Below are 14,590 nucleotides of genomic sequence, written 5' to 3' on the forward strand. Positions count from 1 at the left end.
ATCCACTCCTGCGCTCCCCGTATCGGGACTGCAAAGATAAAAACTTTTTCCAAACTCACAAAATTTATTTACCTAAAATTTAATGATCTTTTCTTAAGGTTTTTTCTATCGGAGCTTTAATTTTATTACCTACCTAAAGGCTCTTCTGCGCTTACTTACAAACTTCCGTTTTTCAGTGGGGCAAAAGTAGCAATTCATACCCTTACAATCCAAACTTATTTAACATTATGTTTAATTTAAATTAATATGCAAACCTAAAACTCTGATAACCTGTAACAAAAATTTAAACTAATGTTTAGAAGACAAAGGTTGGGGAGGGAGAACGTCGGAGTGCTGGAGAGATGGAGAGAGGGGGTGTCGGAGGGTGGGAGAAGGGGAGAAATCAGTAAGGCAAAATGGTTCGGGGGATTGATCAGTTTGATTTGTAGTTATTAAAGGGGCGATTATCTGAATAAGTACGGTTTGTGAATTTTCTTCCCGAAGTTTTATTCATGGCTCCTAAATTTTAATTGTTAGTTTTTTTTATCTTTAATGTATACAAACGTACTGCTCCTACGGAGCTCAATATCATTCATCACCTTTTTCTACAAACATTGCGCTCAAAAGGAGCTAGATAAATTCTTTCAAAAAAGTAAAACGAGTTGAAATTTTAATTAATTTAGTTTTATCATTCAATTGATCTAATTCTTTTAATAATTATAAACCAATGATCCAAATAGGTCTATTTTATCTTTTACCTTTCATGCTAATTTTTATTTTCTTTGGAAGACTTGGTCAAGACTATAATCGTAAAATGGGTTTACCTATCTTTTTAAGTTTAGTAATATTTTTTAGTTTTCAACTTCTCTGCAGATTTTCTATTATGATTTCTGTATTAAAATTTAGTATATCAGAAAATCCTAAACAGACAATTGTAGATAATATTCTGCTAATAAATATATCATCATTTATAATTGCTGCTCTTTCGACTTATATATATTATAGATTCATAAGAAAGAAAATACAAATTTCTGAATCTGAAAAAGCCAATGAGATAGAAAATTTGGGAGAGAAATAAAAAATGCGCTAAAATTAATTTAGCGCATTGATAATATATTTAAATAAATTTAAAATTCCGCATTCTTTGGAGTTCTTGGGAAAGGAATCACATCACGGATATTCGTCATACCTGTCACAAATAAAACCAAACGCTCCAAACCTAGCCCGAAACCTGCATGAGGAACCGAACCAAATTTTCTTGTATCAAGATACCACCAAAGCTCGTGCTCGTCTACATGCATTTCTGACATTTTCTGTTTTAAAACCTCTAATCTCGCTTCTCTTTCTGATCCACCGATAATTTCACCGATTCCCGGGAAAAGTACATCCATTGCTGCAACCGTTTTGTTATCGTCATTCAGCTTCATATAGAATGCTTTGATTTCTTTTGGATAATCAAAAAGAACAACCGGACATTCAAAATGCTTCTCTACCAAGAATCTTTCGTGCTCAGACTGAAGATCTGCGCCCCACTCTTCGATCGGATAAGCAAATTTCCCTTTTTTATTTTCTTTTGAATTTAATAAAATCTCAATTGCTTCTGTATAAGAAACTCTTTTGAAACGTTTAGCAATAACATTTTCAAGCTTTTCGATCAAACCTTCTTTTGCTCTTTCTTTTTCAGGTTTTGATTTTTGTTCTTCTTCAAAACGCTTGTCTAAGAATTCAAGATCATCTTTACAGTTATCTAAAACATATTGAATCACATATTTTAAGAAATCTTCTGCCAAATCGATGTTATCTTCAAGATTGTTGAAAGCAACTTCAGGCTCGATCATCCAAAATTCAGCTAAGTGGCGTGTTGTATTTGAGTTTTCTGCACGAAAAGTAGGTCCGAAAGTGTAGATTCTTCCCAATCCCATTGCTGCAGTTTCGCCTTCAAGCTGTCCCGAAACCGTTAAGTTGGTCTTTTTCCCAAAGAAATCCTGAGCAAAATCGATATCACCCTGCTCGTCTCTTGGAATATTATTTAAATCAAAGTTGGTTACGCCAAACATTTCGCCTGCTCCTTCTGCATCAGCTCCTGTTACGATAGGAGTGTTAATGTAAAAGAATTGGTTTTGGTTGAAGAAAGAGTGAATTGCAAAACTCACTGCATGACGTACTCTGAAAACAGCACCAAATAAATTGGTTCTGAATCTTAAATGCGCCTGATCTCTTAACACTTCTAATGAGTGTTTTTTTGGCTGGAGAATCGTTTTATCTCTCTCTTCGGTAAAGTTATCACCCAAAATGATGATTTTTTTAGCAATAATTTCTACAGCTTGTCCTGCTCCCTGACTTTCTACCACTTCACCTACAACTTTTAGAGAAGAAGCTGTGCTTATTTTATTGATAATTTCTGCGTCGAAATTTTCGAAATCAACAACAACCTGCAAATTATTAATCGTAGAACCATCATTAAGCGCAATGAAGCGATTTGCACGGAAAGTTCTTACCCAACCGTAAACTGTAATGTCATGATGTAATACTTTTTTGTAATCCTGTAGGACTTCTTTAATCGTCTGCTTTTTCATTTGTTGATTTATAAATTCTTATATAAAAATTAATGTGTGCAAATCTACAAAAAACAGTGTAATTTTTCCATGATTACACGGTTTGATTTAAAAATGATCATTTTACTTCTGAAAAATCACTTTCATTTAATTAAAAAGGGTGCTCTTTTTTCGCTGCTTCCCTTTCCTGATATTCCATGCGTGATAACAGCTCGGCACGTCATACTGCCACTTTGGAAGTATTAAAATGATCAGGATCACATCAATATGAGAAACTATTCCTAAAATTATTGCCAAGTAAAATGCCCAACCTGTCTGCTGAAATCCTATTAAATAAGTAAAAGCAATCACCAAACTCAATCCCCACATTTTGGATAAAAATGCATGAGTACAGGTTTCTTTCCCGAATTTCAAGATGCTTATTAAATAACAGAGAGCTTCCATGACAAAAACTAAAGTAATATTTTCCCATTCGTTTTTTATTAATTCAGGATTAAGAAAATACGCTGCAAACCCAAGTGAAAGCCAGAAAACCAAATCTATCTGACTGTCGAGTCTTCTCAGTTTTTCGGATGAAACACCTACTTTTCGTGCAATGATTCCGTCAAAAATATCTGTGAGTAATCCGATAAACATTAATGTTAAAATTAAATATGCTGATTTTTCGCCATTTAGATAAGCTAAAAAGAAAATGACCGGCGCCAACAGGAAGCGAATTGCTATTAATATATAAGGTATATTTTTCATGATGCTACATTTTAAATCAAAATTTAATGTTGAAAGACATTTCTAAAGAAAAACTATTAACCCCTTTAGGTATGGTCTCCCTGTACCAAAGTCGATAGGGAATATAAGACGCCTGAACGCCAAAGCCTATATTATCTTTCCAAAAACGCAATCCCTGCCCGATTTTTAAAGAAGACAGACTCGCGGTATGAGTGTCAATATAGATTGTTTGATCATCAGCTGTTTTATTTGGTTCGTCTTTCGGAATACCTCCTTGATCGAAAAAAAGATTATGCATACTCAATTCTGTCACCCACTCTATTTTATTGTTTTTCAATTCAAATTCTTTAACCATCCTAGCTCCAAAATTCCAGATAAATTCTTCCGAGCGTATGGGGAAAAGTTCTCCATTTTTTCCGTAATTGAAATCATAAAAACTCTTGCTGTATCCAAAGTTTGTCCCTAGTTCTAAATGAGTATTTGTTTCATCCGCAGCGTACCGATACCAATAGCCACCATAAAAACCCATGTGATCTTTTACTTTTAAATCAGAAAAACTCATAAAGACACCAGTTTCAATCAAAGAATGTTCAGAAGTTTTTGATTCCAAATTTTGTGCAGAAAGCCCTGTGCAAAATAAAAATAGGATAATAACAATTGTTTTCATGATCTAAAAATTAATAAATGGTAGTGTGCGTTTTCCGTTTTTGTTCCAAAAGCCGATCTGTAAGCCCTTCATTTTCTCTGATTTGTTAACCAAGCCAATCTGCAGACCCTTTCCCTCAATATTTGTATTAAGAAAACCTAACTGAACACCCTTTAAAATTCCTGCGTTATTAAAAGGTGAGACACTCAGTCCTGTCAGTTCATTTGAAGAGAAAGATAATCCCGTTACAAAAACTCCTTTAGATTTTTCAGTATCGAAATGAAGAAGTGACCCCATTAAACCATTCATCGTGTGACCATAATTATATAAAGAAACACTGACGCCGTTGTGACTTACTCCTCTCAGATATCCTGACACAGAAATGTTGAGACCATTCACTTGAACGGATTCTATATTAGAACTTTTCGAAGGATCGTAAAACATCCAAAACAACAGTCCTAAAGGGTTTACTTCCAGATTAAGCCCATTTACTGTTTGAAGATTAGAAGTATTCTGGTCTTTAGCCAAGTATTTCGAATCGAAACCTAAACCTACAGCAAGACCATTTACTTTTTCAATTTGTGGATTAAGAGGAGTCATTGAAATAAACCTTACCTTCTGCTGATTCACTTTCAAACTATCCTGACCGAATATTAAACTGCCTGACAAAAAGGCAACAATTAAAAATAATTTCGTTTTCATAATATTTAATTTTAAATTATACCTCAAAGCTAATTTTGAAAAGCAATTTTATGAATGCGATAAAAAATTAAAATAAATCGATACATTTGTGAAAATCGCAAAAAAACATGAATCAGGAAATTCTACTCAAACAAATCAGAAAGAAAATCGGAGACAAATCTTTGAATGACGAGATCGCCAATATTCTAAATATCAGTTACGATGCTGCACACCGAAGAACATCGATGAAGGCAAAATTCAGTTTTGAGGAAGCTATAGAATTGGCAAAATATTATCAGATTTCGATTGATCAATTTTTGGGATCAGAAAATCAGTTGGTCGTCAAAAGAACCAGACCTGTAAAAACACAGGAAGATTTATTGCATTTTTTTGAAAGCTCGCTGAAGATTCTGAACGTTTTCCAGAATGTCAATCAGTCGAAGGTATATTATTCTGCGAAAGACATTCCGTTTTTTTATACTATATCAGATACCATTCTTTCCCGTTTTAAATTTTATGTCTGGATGAATTTGCTGAATGAAGACAAATATTTGTGCTCTTTTGAAGATTTTGATCTTCCTTACCATTCACCAAAAAATGAGATGTTGAGAGATTTATATGAAAATCAGAACGTGACAGAAGTATGGAACGATACAACCATCATGAGTATTCTGATGCAGATTTCGTTTTATTCTGAAATGGGACTTTTAAAATTCAAAGATATTATCTTGATTTTGGAAGAAGTGAGAATTGTCCTGAGAAATATTGAATATAAAATTCAGCATAATCCTGAATTTAATTTTTATGTAAACGATTTGGTAATTTTAAGCAATAACATTTTATTTAAAAATGAATATCAGTCTTCGTTTTTCATTCCCTTTAATATGTTCGGTTATATGATGACGAATGACGAAAACACCTGTAATGACACGTTGATTTATTTTGAACATGAAATCAAAAATTCAAAATCGCTGAATACATCAGGAAACAGGGAAAGGAAAATGTTTTTTAATAAAATGTATGAGCAGATTGACGATCTGCAGGAGAAGTTGAAGAGGTAAGTGAATTTTAGAGCCAGAGTTTAGAGCAAAATCACATTAAACTTAAACTGCTAAACTAAAAAATTTACTCATCTTTTTTGGAAGGAACCAGAAAAACATCAATCAAACCTTCAGGAAGTTCTATTTTGATATATCTTTCTTCACGATTTACCTCAAGAATCCAGTCTTTGATCATTGGGATTACTACTTCCTTACCATATAAATTGGTAATAAAATAGTTTTGTGCAGTCTGATCATTTACAGATCTGATGACCCCACAATCTTTATTATCCTGATCCATAATTTCAAAACCAATTACTTCGTGGTAATAAAATTGGTTTCCGGTAAGTTTTGGCAAAGTATTCAACGGAAGATATACATTTTTACCTAAAGATTGATCTACTAAAGCCTCGGAGGAATTTTTAAAAGCGATATTCAGAGCATCAAGTTTGCTCCATGATGATTTTTCAATAAAAAAAGGAACCAATAATCCGTTGATTTCAACGAATATTGATTCCAATTTATTGTAAAGCTCGGGTTGGTCTGTATCCAATTTAAGGATAACGTTTCCCGCAAGGCCGTGTCTGCGCGTGATTTTTCCTAAAAAATAGCAATCTTCTTTACGCATACCGGTTTGTTGTTAAGCTTCAGTGTTTTCTTCAGTTTCAGCAGCAGGAGTTTCTCCTTCTGTAGCTTCAGCAGCAACTTCTTCAGCAGGTGCGTTTGCAGCCTCTTCAGCAGCTTTAGCGTCAGCTTCTACCTGTGCAGCAGCAGCAATTCTAGCTTCGTTTACTTTAGTTTCAGCATCGAAAGCAGCTTTCTTAGCATCAGCCTGAGCTTTAGATAAACCTTCTACTTTACCTTGTACTTTTTGTTCTTTTGATTCTAACCAAGCAGCAAATCTTTTTTCAGCTTCAGCCTCATCAAAAGCTCCTTTAGCAACACCACCTTGTAAGTGTTTTTTGTAAAGAACTCCTTTATAAGAAAGAATAGCTCTTGCAGTATCAGTTGGCTGAGCACCGTTGTTTAACCACTTTACAGCAGAATCAACGTTCAAATCGATAGTAGCAGGGTTAGTAATTGGGTTGTAAGTACCTAGTTTCTCGATGAATCTACCATCTCTTCTAGCTCTTGCATCTGCAACCACGATGTGGAAAAAAGGTCTTCCTTTTGATCCGTGTCTTTGTAATCTAATTTTTACTGACATAATGTTTGAATTTTAAGGGAACTCGTCCCAGTTAAATATTTAAGTGTGCAAAGATAGTAAAAATTTTCAAGTGTGAAAGTTTTTGATGAAATCCTCCGGAAGTTTATTCCAATAAAGTTTTTTCTTTTACAATAATAAATTTTGGTTGATTGTCTGCATCTTTTTCATATTTTAAAACAACTTTTGTCGGAATTACTGCATCATCAAAACTATAAAAAGGTTGTTTAGTTTCAATTATTGTTTCCTTTATGCCATCGTTATCAATATCTTCAAATACCATTCTACCATAATCCGCACCAAAAGAATCATTACCTATTCTTAATTTAGGATCTGATTTCAGAAAAGGTGTAAAATTTACAACCCTTGATGATACTCCAGGATAATCTTCAACCCAAATTACATCATCGTAGGGATTTTTGTTTTTAAAAAAAGAAAAATATATAAAAATAATTATTAAACAAATTAAAAATAACAAAAACTTGTTCTTCATTGTTAAATTGATAAACTTTTACATTGTTAGATTATTCAACATTTCCCATATAAAATAGTCCCAGACATTTTTGGTTTTCTTCGATGGTTAAAGATTCCTTCAAATGGTCTACAATTTTTGGCGAACTCCAGTAGCATCCTACTCCATTTGCGGTACAGGTAAGATACATATTCTGAACTGCCATAGAAACAGCGGCGATTTCTTCCCACTCCGGAACCATTCCGCTAAAATTGACAATAATAGAAACTACAGCATCAGCTTTGTTGATCTTAAAGCCAATATCGTTATATTTTTTTTCTAAAAAAACTTGTGGAGCTTGTGTAGACTTGTAGATTTCCTGCATTTCCAAAGCTAATTTTTCCTTTTCTCCGTCTTTGAAAATTTTAAAACGCCAAGGTTTTGTACGCTTATGATTGGGAGCAAATTTTGCTGAATTTAAAATCTCGTCGATGATTTCCTGTGAGATTCCTGTCTCAGAATAATCTTTGGGAAAGATACTTTTTCTTTGTTCTATGATTTCTTTTAAAACTTCTGCTTTATTCATAGACACAAATTTACGGAAAAAGATGGAAGTCAGAAGTCAGAATCAAGATTAGAGAACCTCAATAATTTCCTGATGAATATTGTTTAAGGTAAATGCATTTCCGGACTGCATCCCCATCATTTTTTTCGCCATCGGACTTTCTGAGGAGATTGCGTAGAAACGGTCTCCTTCAAAAAAGAATTCGCCCAAAGAAACAGAAATGTAAAAACGGGCTTTGTTGGTAATCACCAATGAACCCAATTGCACTCTTTTAGTAGCTGCAGGAAGCACTCTTGCCAGATTGGTTTTCAAATCATTCAACGCTGCGAGTTGTCTTTGCATCTGGTAAATTTCTTCCTGCATTTCTTCACGCATACTGTCGTATTTCGGAGTTTTCTTAATATCACGGCTTGCTTCTAAAGTGAACTCTATAAAATTTTTAAGTTTTTCTATTTTTTCTGAAATCACGCTTTTCACATAATTTCTTATGTTGTTTTTCTCAAATACTGTCTTCTCCATGTATCGTAATCTTTACATAAAGATAATATTTTTTTATTAAAAAAGCCTTTCAAAATTATTGAAAGGCTTCTATTCTATTTTTCTGAAATCTGCTTCAAACTTTGCAGACCTTCATCATAAGATTTTTTCATTTGCCCATCCATCAGGGGTTTCATCGGAAGCATGAAAGTTGCCATTTGCGTTTTCATTCTCCAGATAACTTTTGTAGCGGTTCCGTTTTTCTGAATTTTTATATCTGAAAAAGCCAAGCCTTCAAACGGTCTTTCAAATTTGATAACACTTGATACAAAACCATTACTATTGCCGTAATATCCCAGGTTTGTAATTTCCTGACATCCTTTCCCGGCATCATCAGATGTGCTGTCCCAACAGAATTTATCTCCAATAGTTCCGCTGTTTCCTGTATACGTAAGTTTCATTGCAGGGTCCAATTTCATCCACGGATTCCATTCGTTGATTTTCTCCATAGAGTTGATATGGCTCCAAACCCGATCAGGAGATGCATTGATCTCAATTGATCTTTCACAAGAATAATCTTTGCTGAACGCCAACATTGCAACTACAACGTAGGCTACTAATAAAAGGACAATAATTCCTAAAATTTTAAAAAATCTTTTCATCGTTTATATATTTAAGTTATTTTTTTTGCATTAAATAAGATACCAGTTTTTTGATCAGCCCGTTTTCCATTTCAAAAACATCACAGAAATCGGCATTCAGAATATCTCCGTTTTTAAAACTGGCGACTACATTTCCTTCTGCAATCACCACATTATTTTCTTCCGTCATTCTGAAAACCGTTATTTTTGGTTTTCCGGTGAAGTTTTCGTTTTCTACTTCTTTGTCAAATTCCTCTTTGCCGTGGTGCAGATAAACTCCAGGCATTTCCCAGATCACATCTTCGGTAAGACAGCTTAAAATTTGTTCGTGGTCAGTTTCCTGAAAAGAATCCATGTATTTCCGGACGGTTTCTTTGTTCTGAGACATCATTTTAGTTTTTATATTAAAATTTTAAAACCAAATTTACACATTCAGACGAAATTACAACTTTCCTTATGACAAGAAAATCAGCAAAAGGTATTTTTGTCATATCTTTTTTTCGGGGCATTGTTTTTGAGCAACCAGAAGCTGAATCAAATTCATTTCATTAAATTTACAACCATTATAAAAATACATCAATGAATATTTTAACCGAAAATTTTAATACACCATATCATTCAGCACCATTTGATCAGATTAAAAATGAAGATTTCCTTCCAGCTTTTAAAGAATTAATTCAGAAATCTGAAGCAGAAATCGATACCATCATCGATAATAATGAAGAACCTACTTTTGAAAATACGATCGAAGCTTTAGCTTTTTCGGGAGAAAAACTGGATATGGCTTCCAATATTTTTTTCAATTTAAATTCTGCAGAAACTAATGACGAGCTGCAACAAATCGCTCAGGAAGTTTCACCAATTTTAACGGAATATTCTTCAAAAATCTCTCAAAACGAAGCTTTATTTAGCAGAATTAAAAAAGTTTATGATGAGAAGGAGAAATACAATCTAAACAAAGAGCAGCAAATGCTTTTGAACGAAACTTATAAAGGTTTTGTAAGAAGCGGTGCTCTTTTAAACGAAGAAGACAAAGAAAAATTAAAGAAAATCAGTATGGATTTGTCTTTAAAATCTCTAAAATTTGGACAAAACGTTTTGGCATCCACAAATGCTTATTTCAAACATATTACCGATAAAAAAGATTTAGCAGGAATTCCTGAAGCAATCACTGACCAATATGCAGAAGAGGCTAAAGAGAGAAATCTTGAAGGTTGGGTTGTCACTTTACAATATCCAAGCTATATTCCTTTTATGACATATGCTGAAAACCGTGAACTGAGAAAAGAACTGGCTTTGGCAAACGGTAAAAAATCTTTCGATGGCGGAGAATTTGACAATCAGAACCTCATCAAAGAACTTTTGAAATTAAAACAACAAAAGGCTGAACTTTTAGGATATGCAAACTATGCAGATTATGTTTTGGAAGAAAGAATGGCAAAATCTCCGACCAAAGTTTTAGATTTTTTAAATGAACTTTTGATAAAAGCAAAAACTTACGCAGAAAAAGAAATTGAAGAATTAAAATCCTTAGCAAAAGCTGCCGGAATTGATGAAATGCACGGTTATGACCATGCTTTTTATGCCGAAAAACTTCGTAAAGCAAAATACGATCTGAATGATGAGGAACTGAAACCTTATTTTCCACTTGAGCAAGTTCAGGAAGCAGTTTTTGGATTATCAAATCAACTTTTCGGATTGACTTTTGTGGAAAGAAATGACGTTCCTAAATATCATGAAGATGTAAAAGTATATGAAGTAAAAGAGGATGGTGAGTATAAATCTCTTCTTTACGTTGATTATTTCCCGAGAAAAGGTAAAAGAGCCGGAGCCTGGATGACGAGTTATAAAAATCAATACAAAAAAGATGGTGAAAATTCACGTCCGCATATTTCTATCGTTTGTAATTTCAGCAAACCGACAAAAGATACTCCAAGTTTACTGACTTTTCAGGAAGTAACGACTTTATTCCACGAATTTGGTCATGCACTTCACGGAATGTTGGCAAATACACAATATCCGAACTTGTCTGGAACTTCTGTGAAATGGGATTTTGTAGAATTACCATCTCAATTTCTCGAAAACTTCTGCTACGAACCTGAATTTTTGAAAACTTTTGCCAAACATTACAAAACAGGCGAAGTTTTACCTGACGAAAAAATCGAAAAAATTGCACAGTCTAAAAATTTCATGGAAGGTTACCAGACCATGAGACAGCTTGGTTTTGGAATTTTGGATATGAATTATCATACAAAGGTTGCAGAACTGGAGAATAAAAGTGTAAAAGAGTTTGAGGATGATTACACAAAAGCGACCCAATTGTATCCTTCAAATTCTGAAACAGCGATGAGTCCGAGTTTTTCGCATATTTTTCAGGGTGGATATTCTGCAGGATATTATTCTTACAAATGGGCGGAAGTTCTGGATGCCGATGCATTCCAGTATTTTAAAGAAAACGGAATTTTCAATCCTGAAATTGCTGCAAAATATAAAATTCTTCTTTCTTCGGGCGGAACAAAAGACCCGATGGAACTCTATAAAAATTTCAGAGGAAGTGAGCCGAAAGTGGAAAGTTTGCTGAAGAGAGCATTTGGATAACATTCAATCCAAAGTCCCGAAGATTAAACATCAAGTGGACTTTGGATTTTTCGTTTTTTTCCATCAGTAATATGGATATAAACCTGAGTGGTCAGTAGACTGTTATGCCCCAAAAGTTCCTGCACATATCTGATATCTGTTCCGTTTTCAATAAGATGCGTTGCAAAACTATGTCTTAAGATGTGAGGAGTAACCGGTTTGGGTATTTTTGCTTTCAAAGCAGCTTGTTTTACAATCTGCTGTACGCTTCTTACCGAATACTGCTCGCCTACGCTTCCTTCAAAAAGATAAATTTCAGGCGAATTATTCTTAAAATATTCTCTAAGCAATGGCAACACAGACTGAGGAAGCATCACGTAACGATCTTTTTTACCTTTTGACTGAATAATTGAAATGATTCCTGTGGTAGAATCTATATCTGTGATTTTCAGATTCACAAGCTCACTTACCCTAAAGCCGCAACCATACAAAAGGCTTATTATCAATTTGTGTTTTAAGTTTTCTGTAAGACTAAGCATTTTTAATATATCTTCTTTGTTGAGATATTTGGGCAATGAGTGCTCTACTCTTTTCGGGTACAGATGAGAAAGAGAAAATTTTCTGTTGAACATTACTTCATAAAACAGTTTTATGCTTCCTAAAACATGCTTCTGATATGATTGTGAAATATTTTTTTCTTTAATTTCTCTGTAAATATATTTCTTAACAACATTCTCATCAACTTCTTCTATGGAAATGCCATCCAGGGTTTTAAAAAAAGTTGCTAAAGTCGAAATATAAGTTTTGATTGTAGATTGGCTGTATCTTGCTATTTCAAGCTTTTGTCTGAATATTTTTGAATATTTCATCTGGGTTGTGTTTGTATCAAAAGTACAAAAATATTCGCCAATCTAAAAAAAATACAAAAAATTTTAATTGATATAAATTGATAATGGTCAATACCTTAAAGCCATTTTTAAAATCTACAGGAAAACAGCTTTGCGAATATTATATAAGTAGGATTGACGCAATGCGTAAATTTGAGAGTTATGTGTAATATAAACCAAAAATAGAAATGAAAATAAAAAAAGTATTATTTAGCATATTAACCGCTATTGTTTTAATCATATCAATATTCCTTTACATTAATAAGGATAAGTTTGTGTATGTAGGTTCAGTAGATATTATTGAAGTCGATTGCAGCAAAAAAGTTCAAATCTTGAGCGAAGTTTTAGAAAGTGACCAACGGATAAGAAAATCAAATGAACTCATTAAATACGCTAAAGAAGATCATAGGAATCAGGAATTAGTGATTAGCATTATTGAAAAATGTGGTATGCCAACATTAAAGGAGGTGGGTCAAAAACAAATGGATGCAATCTGGTTGGGACTGCAACATAGTACTGAAGAAATCAGAAAAAAGTATTTTCCACAAATAGAGAAAGCGGTAAAAAATGGAGACTTATCTAAACAGCAATATGCATTGATGAAAGATAGGATGTTAATGGACGAAGGAAAACCCCAAATATATGGTTCACAAATAGAAAATGGTAAATTGTATAAATTAGAAAATCCTGAAACTGTAAACGAAAGAAGAAAAGAAATGGGATTGGAACCAATAGAGGATTATTTAAAGTATTTTAATATTCAGTTCAATCCGAATTAAAATACTACACATAACTTAGTATTGGCAAAATGCGGGGTTCAGTCTGAGTTGAAATTGTCACTGTTTTATTCGCCACTGCTTTTCAAATGCGCAGTTTTTTTGAAAGTTTACTTCATTGAAAAAGCATTGGCTTCGCTTGGTAGAAATTGAACTTTCAGTCCATTTTTAGCCCGCACTTCGCCAATACTCGAACCGTTATCTGCAATTTTACAACAAACAAACGTATGAACATAAAATTTATAATTAAACTTCCCATTTTACTTGTGTTTTGCATTCTATTATTTTCTTGCGACAAATCAAAAAAAACTCAAGACGAAAAAGAATCAAAAAATAAAGTTGAAAAATCTGAAGTAGATGATTTTAACAAAAAACTAACTTTAAATGTTAAGGAATCTAAGGAAAGAATGTTAAAGAAAGGAATAAGTTTTGAAAGCTTAGGTGATTGTGATAATTCTATTTCTGAAAAAACTACAACTGATTTAATAATCACAAAAGAAAGTATAACAAAATCAACACTAAATGTAGATTTCAAATTTTTACAGGCTTGTTGTCAAACTTTTGGAGGTGATTATAAAATTAAAAATGACACTTTGATTTTTGAGTATGAAAATGTTGGTGAAGGAATTTGTAAGTGCGAATGCTGGTATAAATACAAACTAAAAATAAGAGATATTAAAGGGAAATTTATCAGTTACAAATTAATTCAAAAATAAAAATTACGGCTAACAAGGATTTTGCGTCAGGCGGGCTGAAGTGCAAAATTTGGGCGGTAGTTTTTCAATTGAAATTAGTAATAAAACCAGCTTTTGTGCTTCAATCTCTCGCCCGAACGCCAAGCCCCGAGACGTTATATGCAACCAGAAAAAAATCCAAACGGGGCAACAATGAATGCAAACAATTAGAATAAATAGTACAGAATCGTAATGAAAAGCATATTTATAGATAAAAAGAAAGAGCCGACTGACGCTGATCTTAGAAATGGATTGGGCGATACTTACAAGTATTGGAAGGGTCTTGCTGACTTCACAAACAAAGCATTCCCGACTGCAACAAACGAATGGAATTACTCCAGCGAGAAATATGGCTGGAGTTTTCGCATTAGAGACAAAAAGCGGGTTCTCATATACTTATTGCCCCGTGACGAGTTTTTCAAGGCAGCGTTTGTTTTCGGACAAAAAGCGACCGATGAAATTCTCAGCTCCAATGTTTCTGAATACGTCAGGAATGAACTTAAAGCAGCAAAAGTCTATGCTGAAGGACGAGGTATCAGAATAGAAGTAAAAAACAAAACGACAGTTGACGACATTAAAAAACTAATAACCATCAAAATTGCAAACTAAGACACAAAGGCTGGAATGGCAACATATAACAGCACATTTGCA

General features: G+C 33.5%; 18 protein-coding genes. 6 read left to right on the plus strand and 12 right to left on the minus strand.

What is annotated here, in order from left to right; translation table 11 throughout:
* Positions 1-706: 706 nt before the first annotated feature.
* Entirely contained in the window at positions 707-1,057 is a 351-nt protein-coding gene (locus AC4FQ5_RS06800; RefSeq protein ID WP_491141857.1) for a hypothetical protein, read from the plus strand.
* 49 nt (positions 1,058-1,106) lie between these two features.
* Here AC4FQ5_RS06800 and asnS read toward each other — a convergent pair whose 3' ends face one another.
* From asnS to AC4FQ5_RS06820, 4 genes are all read right to left on the minus strand, one after another.
* Positions 1,107-2,555, minus strand: coding sequence for an asparagine--tRNA ligase (asnS, locus tag AC4FQ5_RS06805; protein WP_491141858.1), 1,449 nt, complete (start codon positions 2,553-2,555; stop codon positions 1,107-1,109).
* A gap of 126 nt (positions 2,556-2,681) precedes the next feature.
* The gene (locus AC4FQ5_RS06810; protein WP_491141860.1) at positions 2,682-3,281 is read right to left on the minus strand and encodes a CDP-alcohol phosphatidyltransferase family protein; all 600 of its coding nucleotides are present in this window, start codon (positions 3,279-3,281) and stop codon (positions 2,682-2,684) included.
* Between the two features lie 16 nt (positions 3,282-3,297).
* A complete protein-coding gene (locus AC4FQ5_RS06815) occupies positions 3,298-3,927 on the minus strand; it encodes a hypothetical protein (RefSeq protein ID WP_491141863.1) in 630 nt (209 codons plus the stop codon).
* Positions 3,928-3,930: 3 nt separating this feature from the next.
* Positions 3,931-4,608, minus strand: a complete 678-nt coding sequence (locus tag AC4FQ5_RS06820; protein ID WP_491141865.1) for an LA_2272 family surface repeat-containing protein — start codon at positions 4,606-4,608, stop codon at positions 3,931-3,933.
* 107 nt (positions 4,609-4,715) lie between these two features.
* Here AC4FQ5_RS06820 and AC4FQ5_RS06825 point away from each other — a divergent pair, with 107 nt between their 5' ends.
* Positions 4,716-5,648, plus strand: coding sequence for a helix-turn-helix domain-containing protein (locus AC4FQ5_RS06825; RefSeq protein WP_491141867.1), 933 nt, complete (start codon positions 4,716-4,718; stop codon positions 5,646-5,648).
* Positions 5,649-5,712: 64 nt separating this feature from the next.
* Here the strand turns inward: AC4FQ5_RS06825 and rimM are convergent, their stop codons facing one another.
* From rimM to AC4FQ5_RS06860, 7 genes are all read right to left on the minus strand, one after another.
* On the minus strand, positions 5,713-6,255 hold the full coding sequence (gene rimM / locus AC4FQ5_RS06830; RefSeq protein ID WP_300354923.1) for a ribosome maturation factor RimM: 543 nt from the start codon (positions 6,253-6,255) through the stop codon (positions 5,713-5,715).
* Positions 6,256-6,267: 12 nt separating this feature from the next.
* Positions 6,268-6,834: a 30S ribosomal protein S16 gene (locus tag AC4FQ5_RS06835; protein WP_491141869.1), complete on the minus strand. Its 567-nt coding sequence runs from the start codon at positions 6,832-6,834 to the stop codon at positions 6,268-6,270.
* Positions 6,835-6,937: 103 nt separating this feature from the next.
* On the minus strand, positions 6,938-7,324 hold the full coding sequence (locus AC4FQ5_RS06840) for a hypothetical protein (protein WP_491141871.1): 387 nt from the start codon (positions 7,322-7,324) through the stop codon (positions 6,938-6,940).
* Between the two features lie 31 nt (positions 7,325-7,355).
* Complete coding sequence (locus tag AC4FQ5_RS06845; protein WP_491141873.1) at positions 7,356-7,868, minus strand: nitroreductase family protein; 513 nt, start codon at positions 7,866-7,868, stop codon at positions 7,356-7,358.
* Between the two features lie 48 nt (positions 7,869-7,916).
* Positions 7,917-8,366 (minus strand): hypothetical protein, encoded by a 450-nt coding sequence (locus AC4FQ5_RS06850; protein ID WP_491141875.1) that lies wholly within the window; start codon positions 8,364-8,366, stop codon positions 7,917-7,919.
* A gap of 74 nt (positions 8,367-8,440) precedes the next feature.
* Positions 8,441-8,986, minus strand: coding sequence for an SRPBCC family protein (locus AC4FQ5_RS06855; RefSeq protein WP_491141877.1), 546 nt, complete (start codon positions 8,984-8,986; stop codon positions 8,441-8,443).
* Positions 8,987-9,002: 16 nt separating this feature from the next.
* Positions 9,003-9,356 carry a nuclear transport factor 2 family protein gene (locus tag AC4FQ5_RS06860; protein WP_491141879.1) on the minus strand — a complete coding sequence of 118 codons (354 nt, stop codon included), beginning with the start codon at positions 9,354-9,356 and terminating at the stop codon, positions 9,003-9,005.
* Between the two features lie 188 nt (positions 9,357-9,544).
* Here AC4FQ5_RS06860 and AC4FQ5_RS06865 point away from each other — a divergent pair, with 188 nt between their 5' ends.
* On the plus strand, positions 9,545-11,563 hold the full coding sequence (locus tag AC4FQ5_RS06865) for a M3 family metallopeptidase (RefSeq protein WP_491141881.1): 2,019 nt from the start codon (positions 9,545-9,547) through the stop codon (positions 11,561-11,563).
* 23 nt (positions 11,564-11,586) lie between these two features.
* On the opposite strand, the gene xerA is transcribed toward AC4FQ5_RS06865, so the two are convergent.
* Positions 11,587-12,411 (minus strand): site-specific tyrosine recombinase/integron integrase, encoded by an 825-nt coding sequence (gene xerA, locus AC4FQ5_RS06870; protein WP_491141883.1) that lies wholly within the window; start codon positions 12,409-12,411, stop codon positions 11,587-11,589.
* Between the two features lie 206 nt (positions 12,412-12,617).
* Between xerA and AC4FQ5_RS06875 the strand changes: the two genes are divergently transcribed.
* The 3 genes from AC4FQ5_RS06875 to AC4FQ5_RS06885 all read left to right on the plus strand — a co-directional run bounded on the left by AC4FQ5_RS06875 (position 12,618) and on the right by AC4FQ5_RS06885 (position 14,548).
* A complete protein-coding gene (locus tag AC4FQ5_RS06875; RefSeq protein WP_491141885.1) occupies positions 12,618-13,208 on the plus strand; it encodes a DUF6624 domain-containing protein in 591 nt (196 codons plus the stop codon).
* A gap of 224 nt (positions 13,209-13,432) precedes the next feature.
* On the plus strand, positions 13,433-13,921 hold the full coding sequence (locus AC4FQ5_RS06880; protein WP_491141887.1) for a hypothetical protein: 489 nt from the start codon (positions 13,433-13,435) through the stop codon (positions 13,919-13,921).
* A 210-nt stretch (positions 13,922-14,131) separates the two neighbouring features.
* Positions 14,132-14,548 carry a DUF3788 domain-containing protein gene (locus AC4FQ5_RS06885; RefSeq protein WP_491141889.1) on the plus strand — a complete coding sequence of 139 codons (417 nt, stop codon included), beginning with the start codon at positions 14,132-14,134 and terminating at the stop codon, positions 14,546-14,548.
* The last annotated feature ends 42 nt before the right edge of the window (positions 14,549-14,590 follow it).

It is taken from the genome of Chryseobacterium sp. DT-167 (genome assembly GCF_058310155.1).

Bases quoted from the DNA above. Each gene is read 5' to 3' on its own strand.
- AC4FQ5_RS06855 (WP_491141877.1), bottom strand. From the start codon at position 8,986: ATGAAAAGATTTTTTAAAATTTTAGGAATTATTGTCCTTTTATTAGTA.
- AC4FQ5_RS06810 (WP_491141860.1), bottom strand. From the start codon at position 3,281: ATGAAAAATATACCTTATATATTAATAGCAATTCGCTTCCTGTTGGCG.
- AC4FQ5_RS06880 (WP_491141887.1), top strand. From the start codon at position 13,433: ATGAACATAAAATTTATAATTAAACTTCCCATTTTACTTGTGTTTTGC.
- AC4FQ5_RS06820 (WP_491141865.1), bottom strand. From the start codon at position 4,608: ATGAAAACGAAATTATTTTTAATTGTTGCCTTTTTGTCAGGCAGTTTA.
- AC4FQ5_RS06815 (WP_491141863.1), bottom strand. From the start codon at position 3,927: ATGAAAACAATTGTTATTATCCTATTTTTATTTTGCACAGGGCTTTCT.
- AC4FQ5_RS06825 (WP_491141867.1), top strand. From the start codon at position 4,716: ATGAATCAGGAAATTCTACTCAAACAAATCAGAAAGAAAATCGGAGAC.
- AC4FQ5_RS06875 (WP_491141885.1), top strand. From the start codon at position 12,618: ATGAAAATAAAAAAAGTATTATTTAGCATATTAACCGCTATTGTTTTA.
- AC4FQ5_RS06860 (WP_491141879.1), bottom strand. From the start codon at position 9,356: ATGATGTCTCAGAACAAAGAAACCGTCCGGAAATACATGGATTCTTTT.
- AC4FQ5_RS06840 (WP_491141871.1), bottom strand. From the start codon at position 7,324: ATGAAGAACAAGTTTTTGTTATTTTTAATTTGTTTAATAATTATTTTT.
- AC4FQ5_RS06865 (WP_491141881.1), top strand. From the start codon at position 9,545: ATGAATATTTTAACCGAAAATTTTAATACACCATATCATTCAGCACCA.
- rimM (WP_300354923.1), bottom strand. From the start codon at position 6,255: ATGCGTAAAGAAGATTGCTATTTTTTAGGAAAAATCACGCGCAGACAC.
- AC4FQ5_RS06850 (WP_491141875.1), bottom strand. From the start codon at position 8,366: ATGGAGAAGACAGTATTTGAGAAAAACAACATAAGAAATTATGTGAAA.
- AC4FQ5_RS06885 (WP_491141889.1), top strand. From the start codon at position 14,132: ATGAAAAGCATATTTATAGATAAAAAGAAAGAGCCGACTGACGCTGAT.
- AC4FQ5_RS06800 (WP_491141857.1), top strand. From the start codon at position 707: ATGATCCAAATAGGTCTATTTTATCTTTTACCTTTCATGCTAATTTTT.
- AC4FQ5_RS06835 (WP_491141869.1), bottom strand. From the start codon at position 6,834: ATGTCAGTAAAAATTAGATTACAAAGACACGGATCAAAAGGAAGACCT.
- asnS (WP_491141858.1), bottom strand. From the start codon at position 2,555: ATGAAAAAGCAGACGATTAAAGAAGTCCTACAGGATTACAAAAAAGTA.
- xerA (WP_491141883.1), bottom strand. From the start codon at position 12,411: ATGAAATATTCAAAAATATTCAGACAAAAGCTTGAAATAGCAAGATAC.
- AC4FQ5_RS06845 (WP_491141873.1), bottom strand. From the start codon at position 7,868: ATGAATAAAGCAGAAGTTTTAAAAGAAATCATAGAACAAAGAAAAAGT.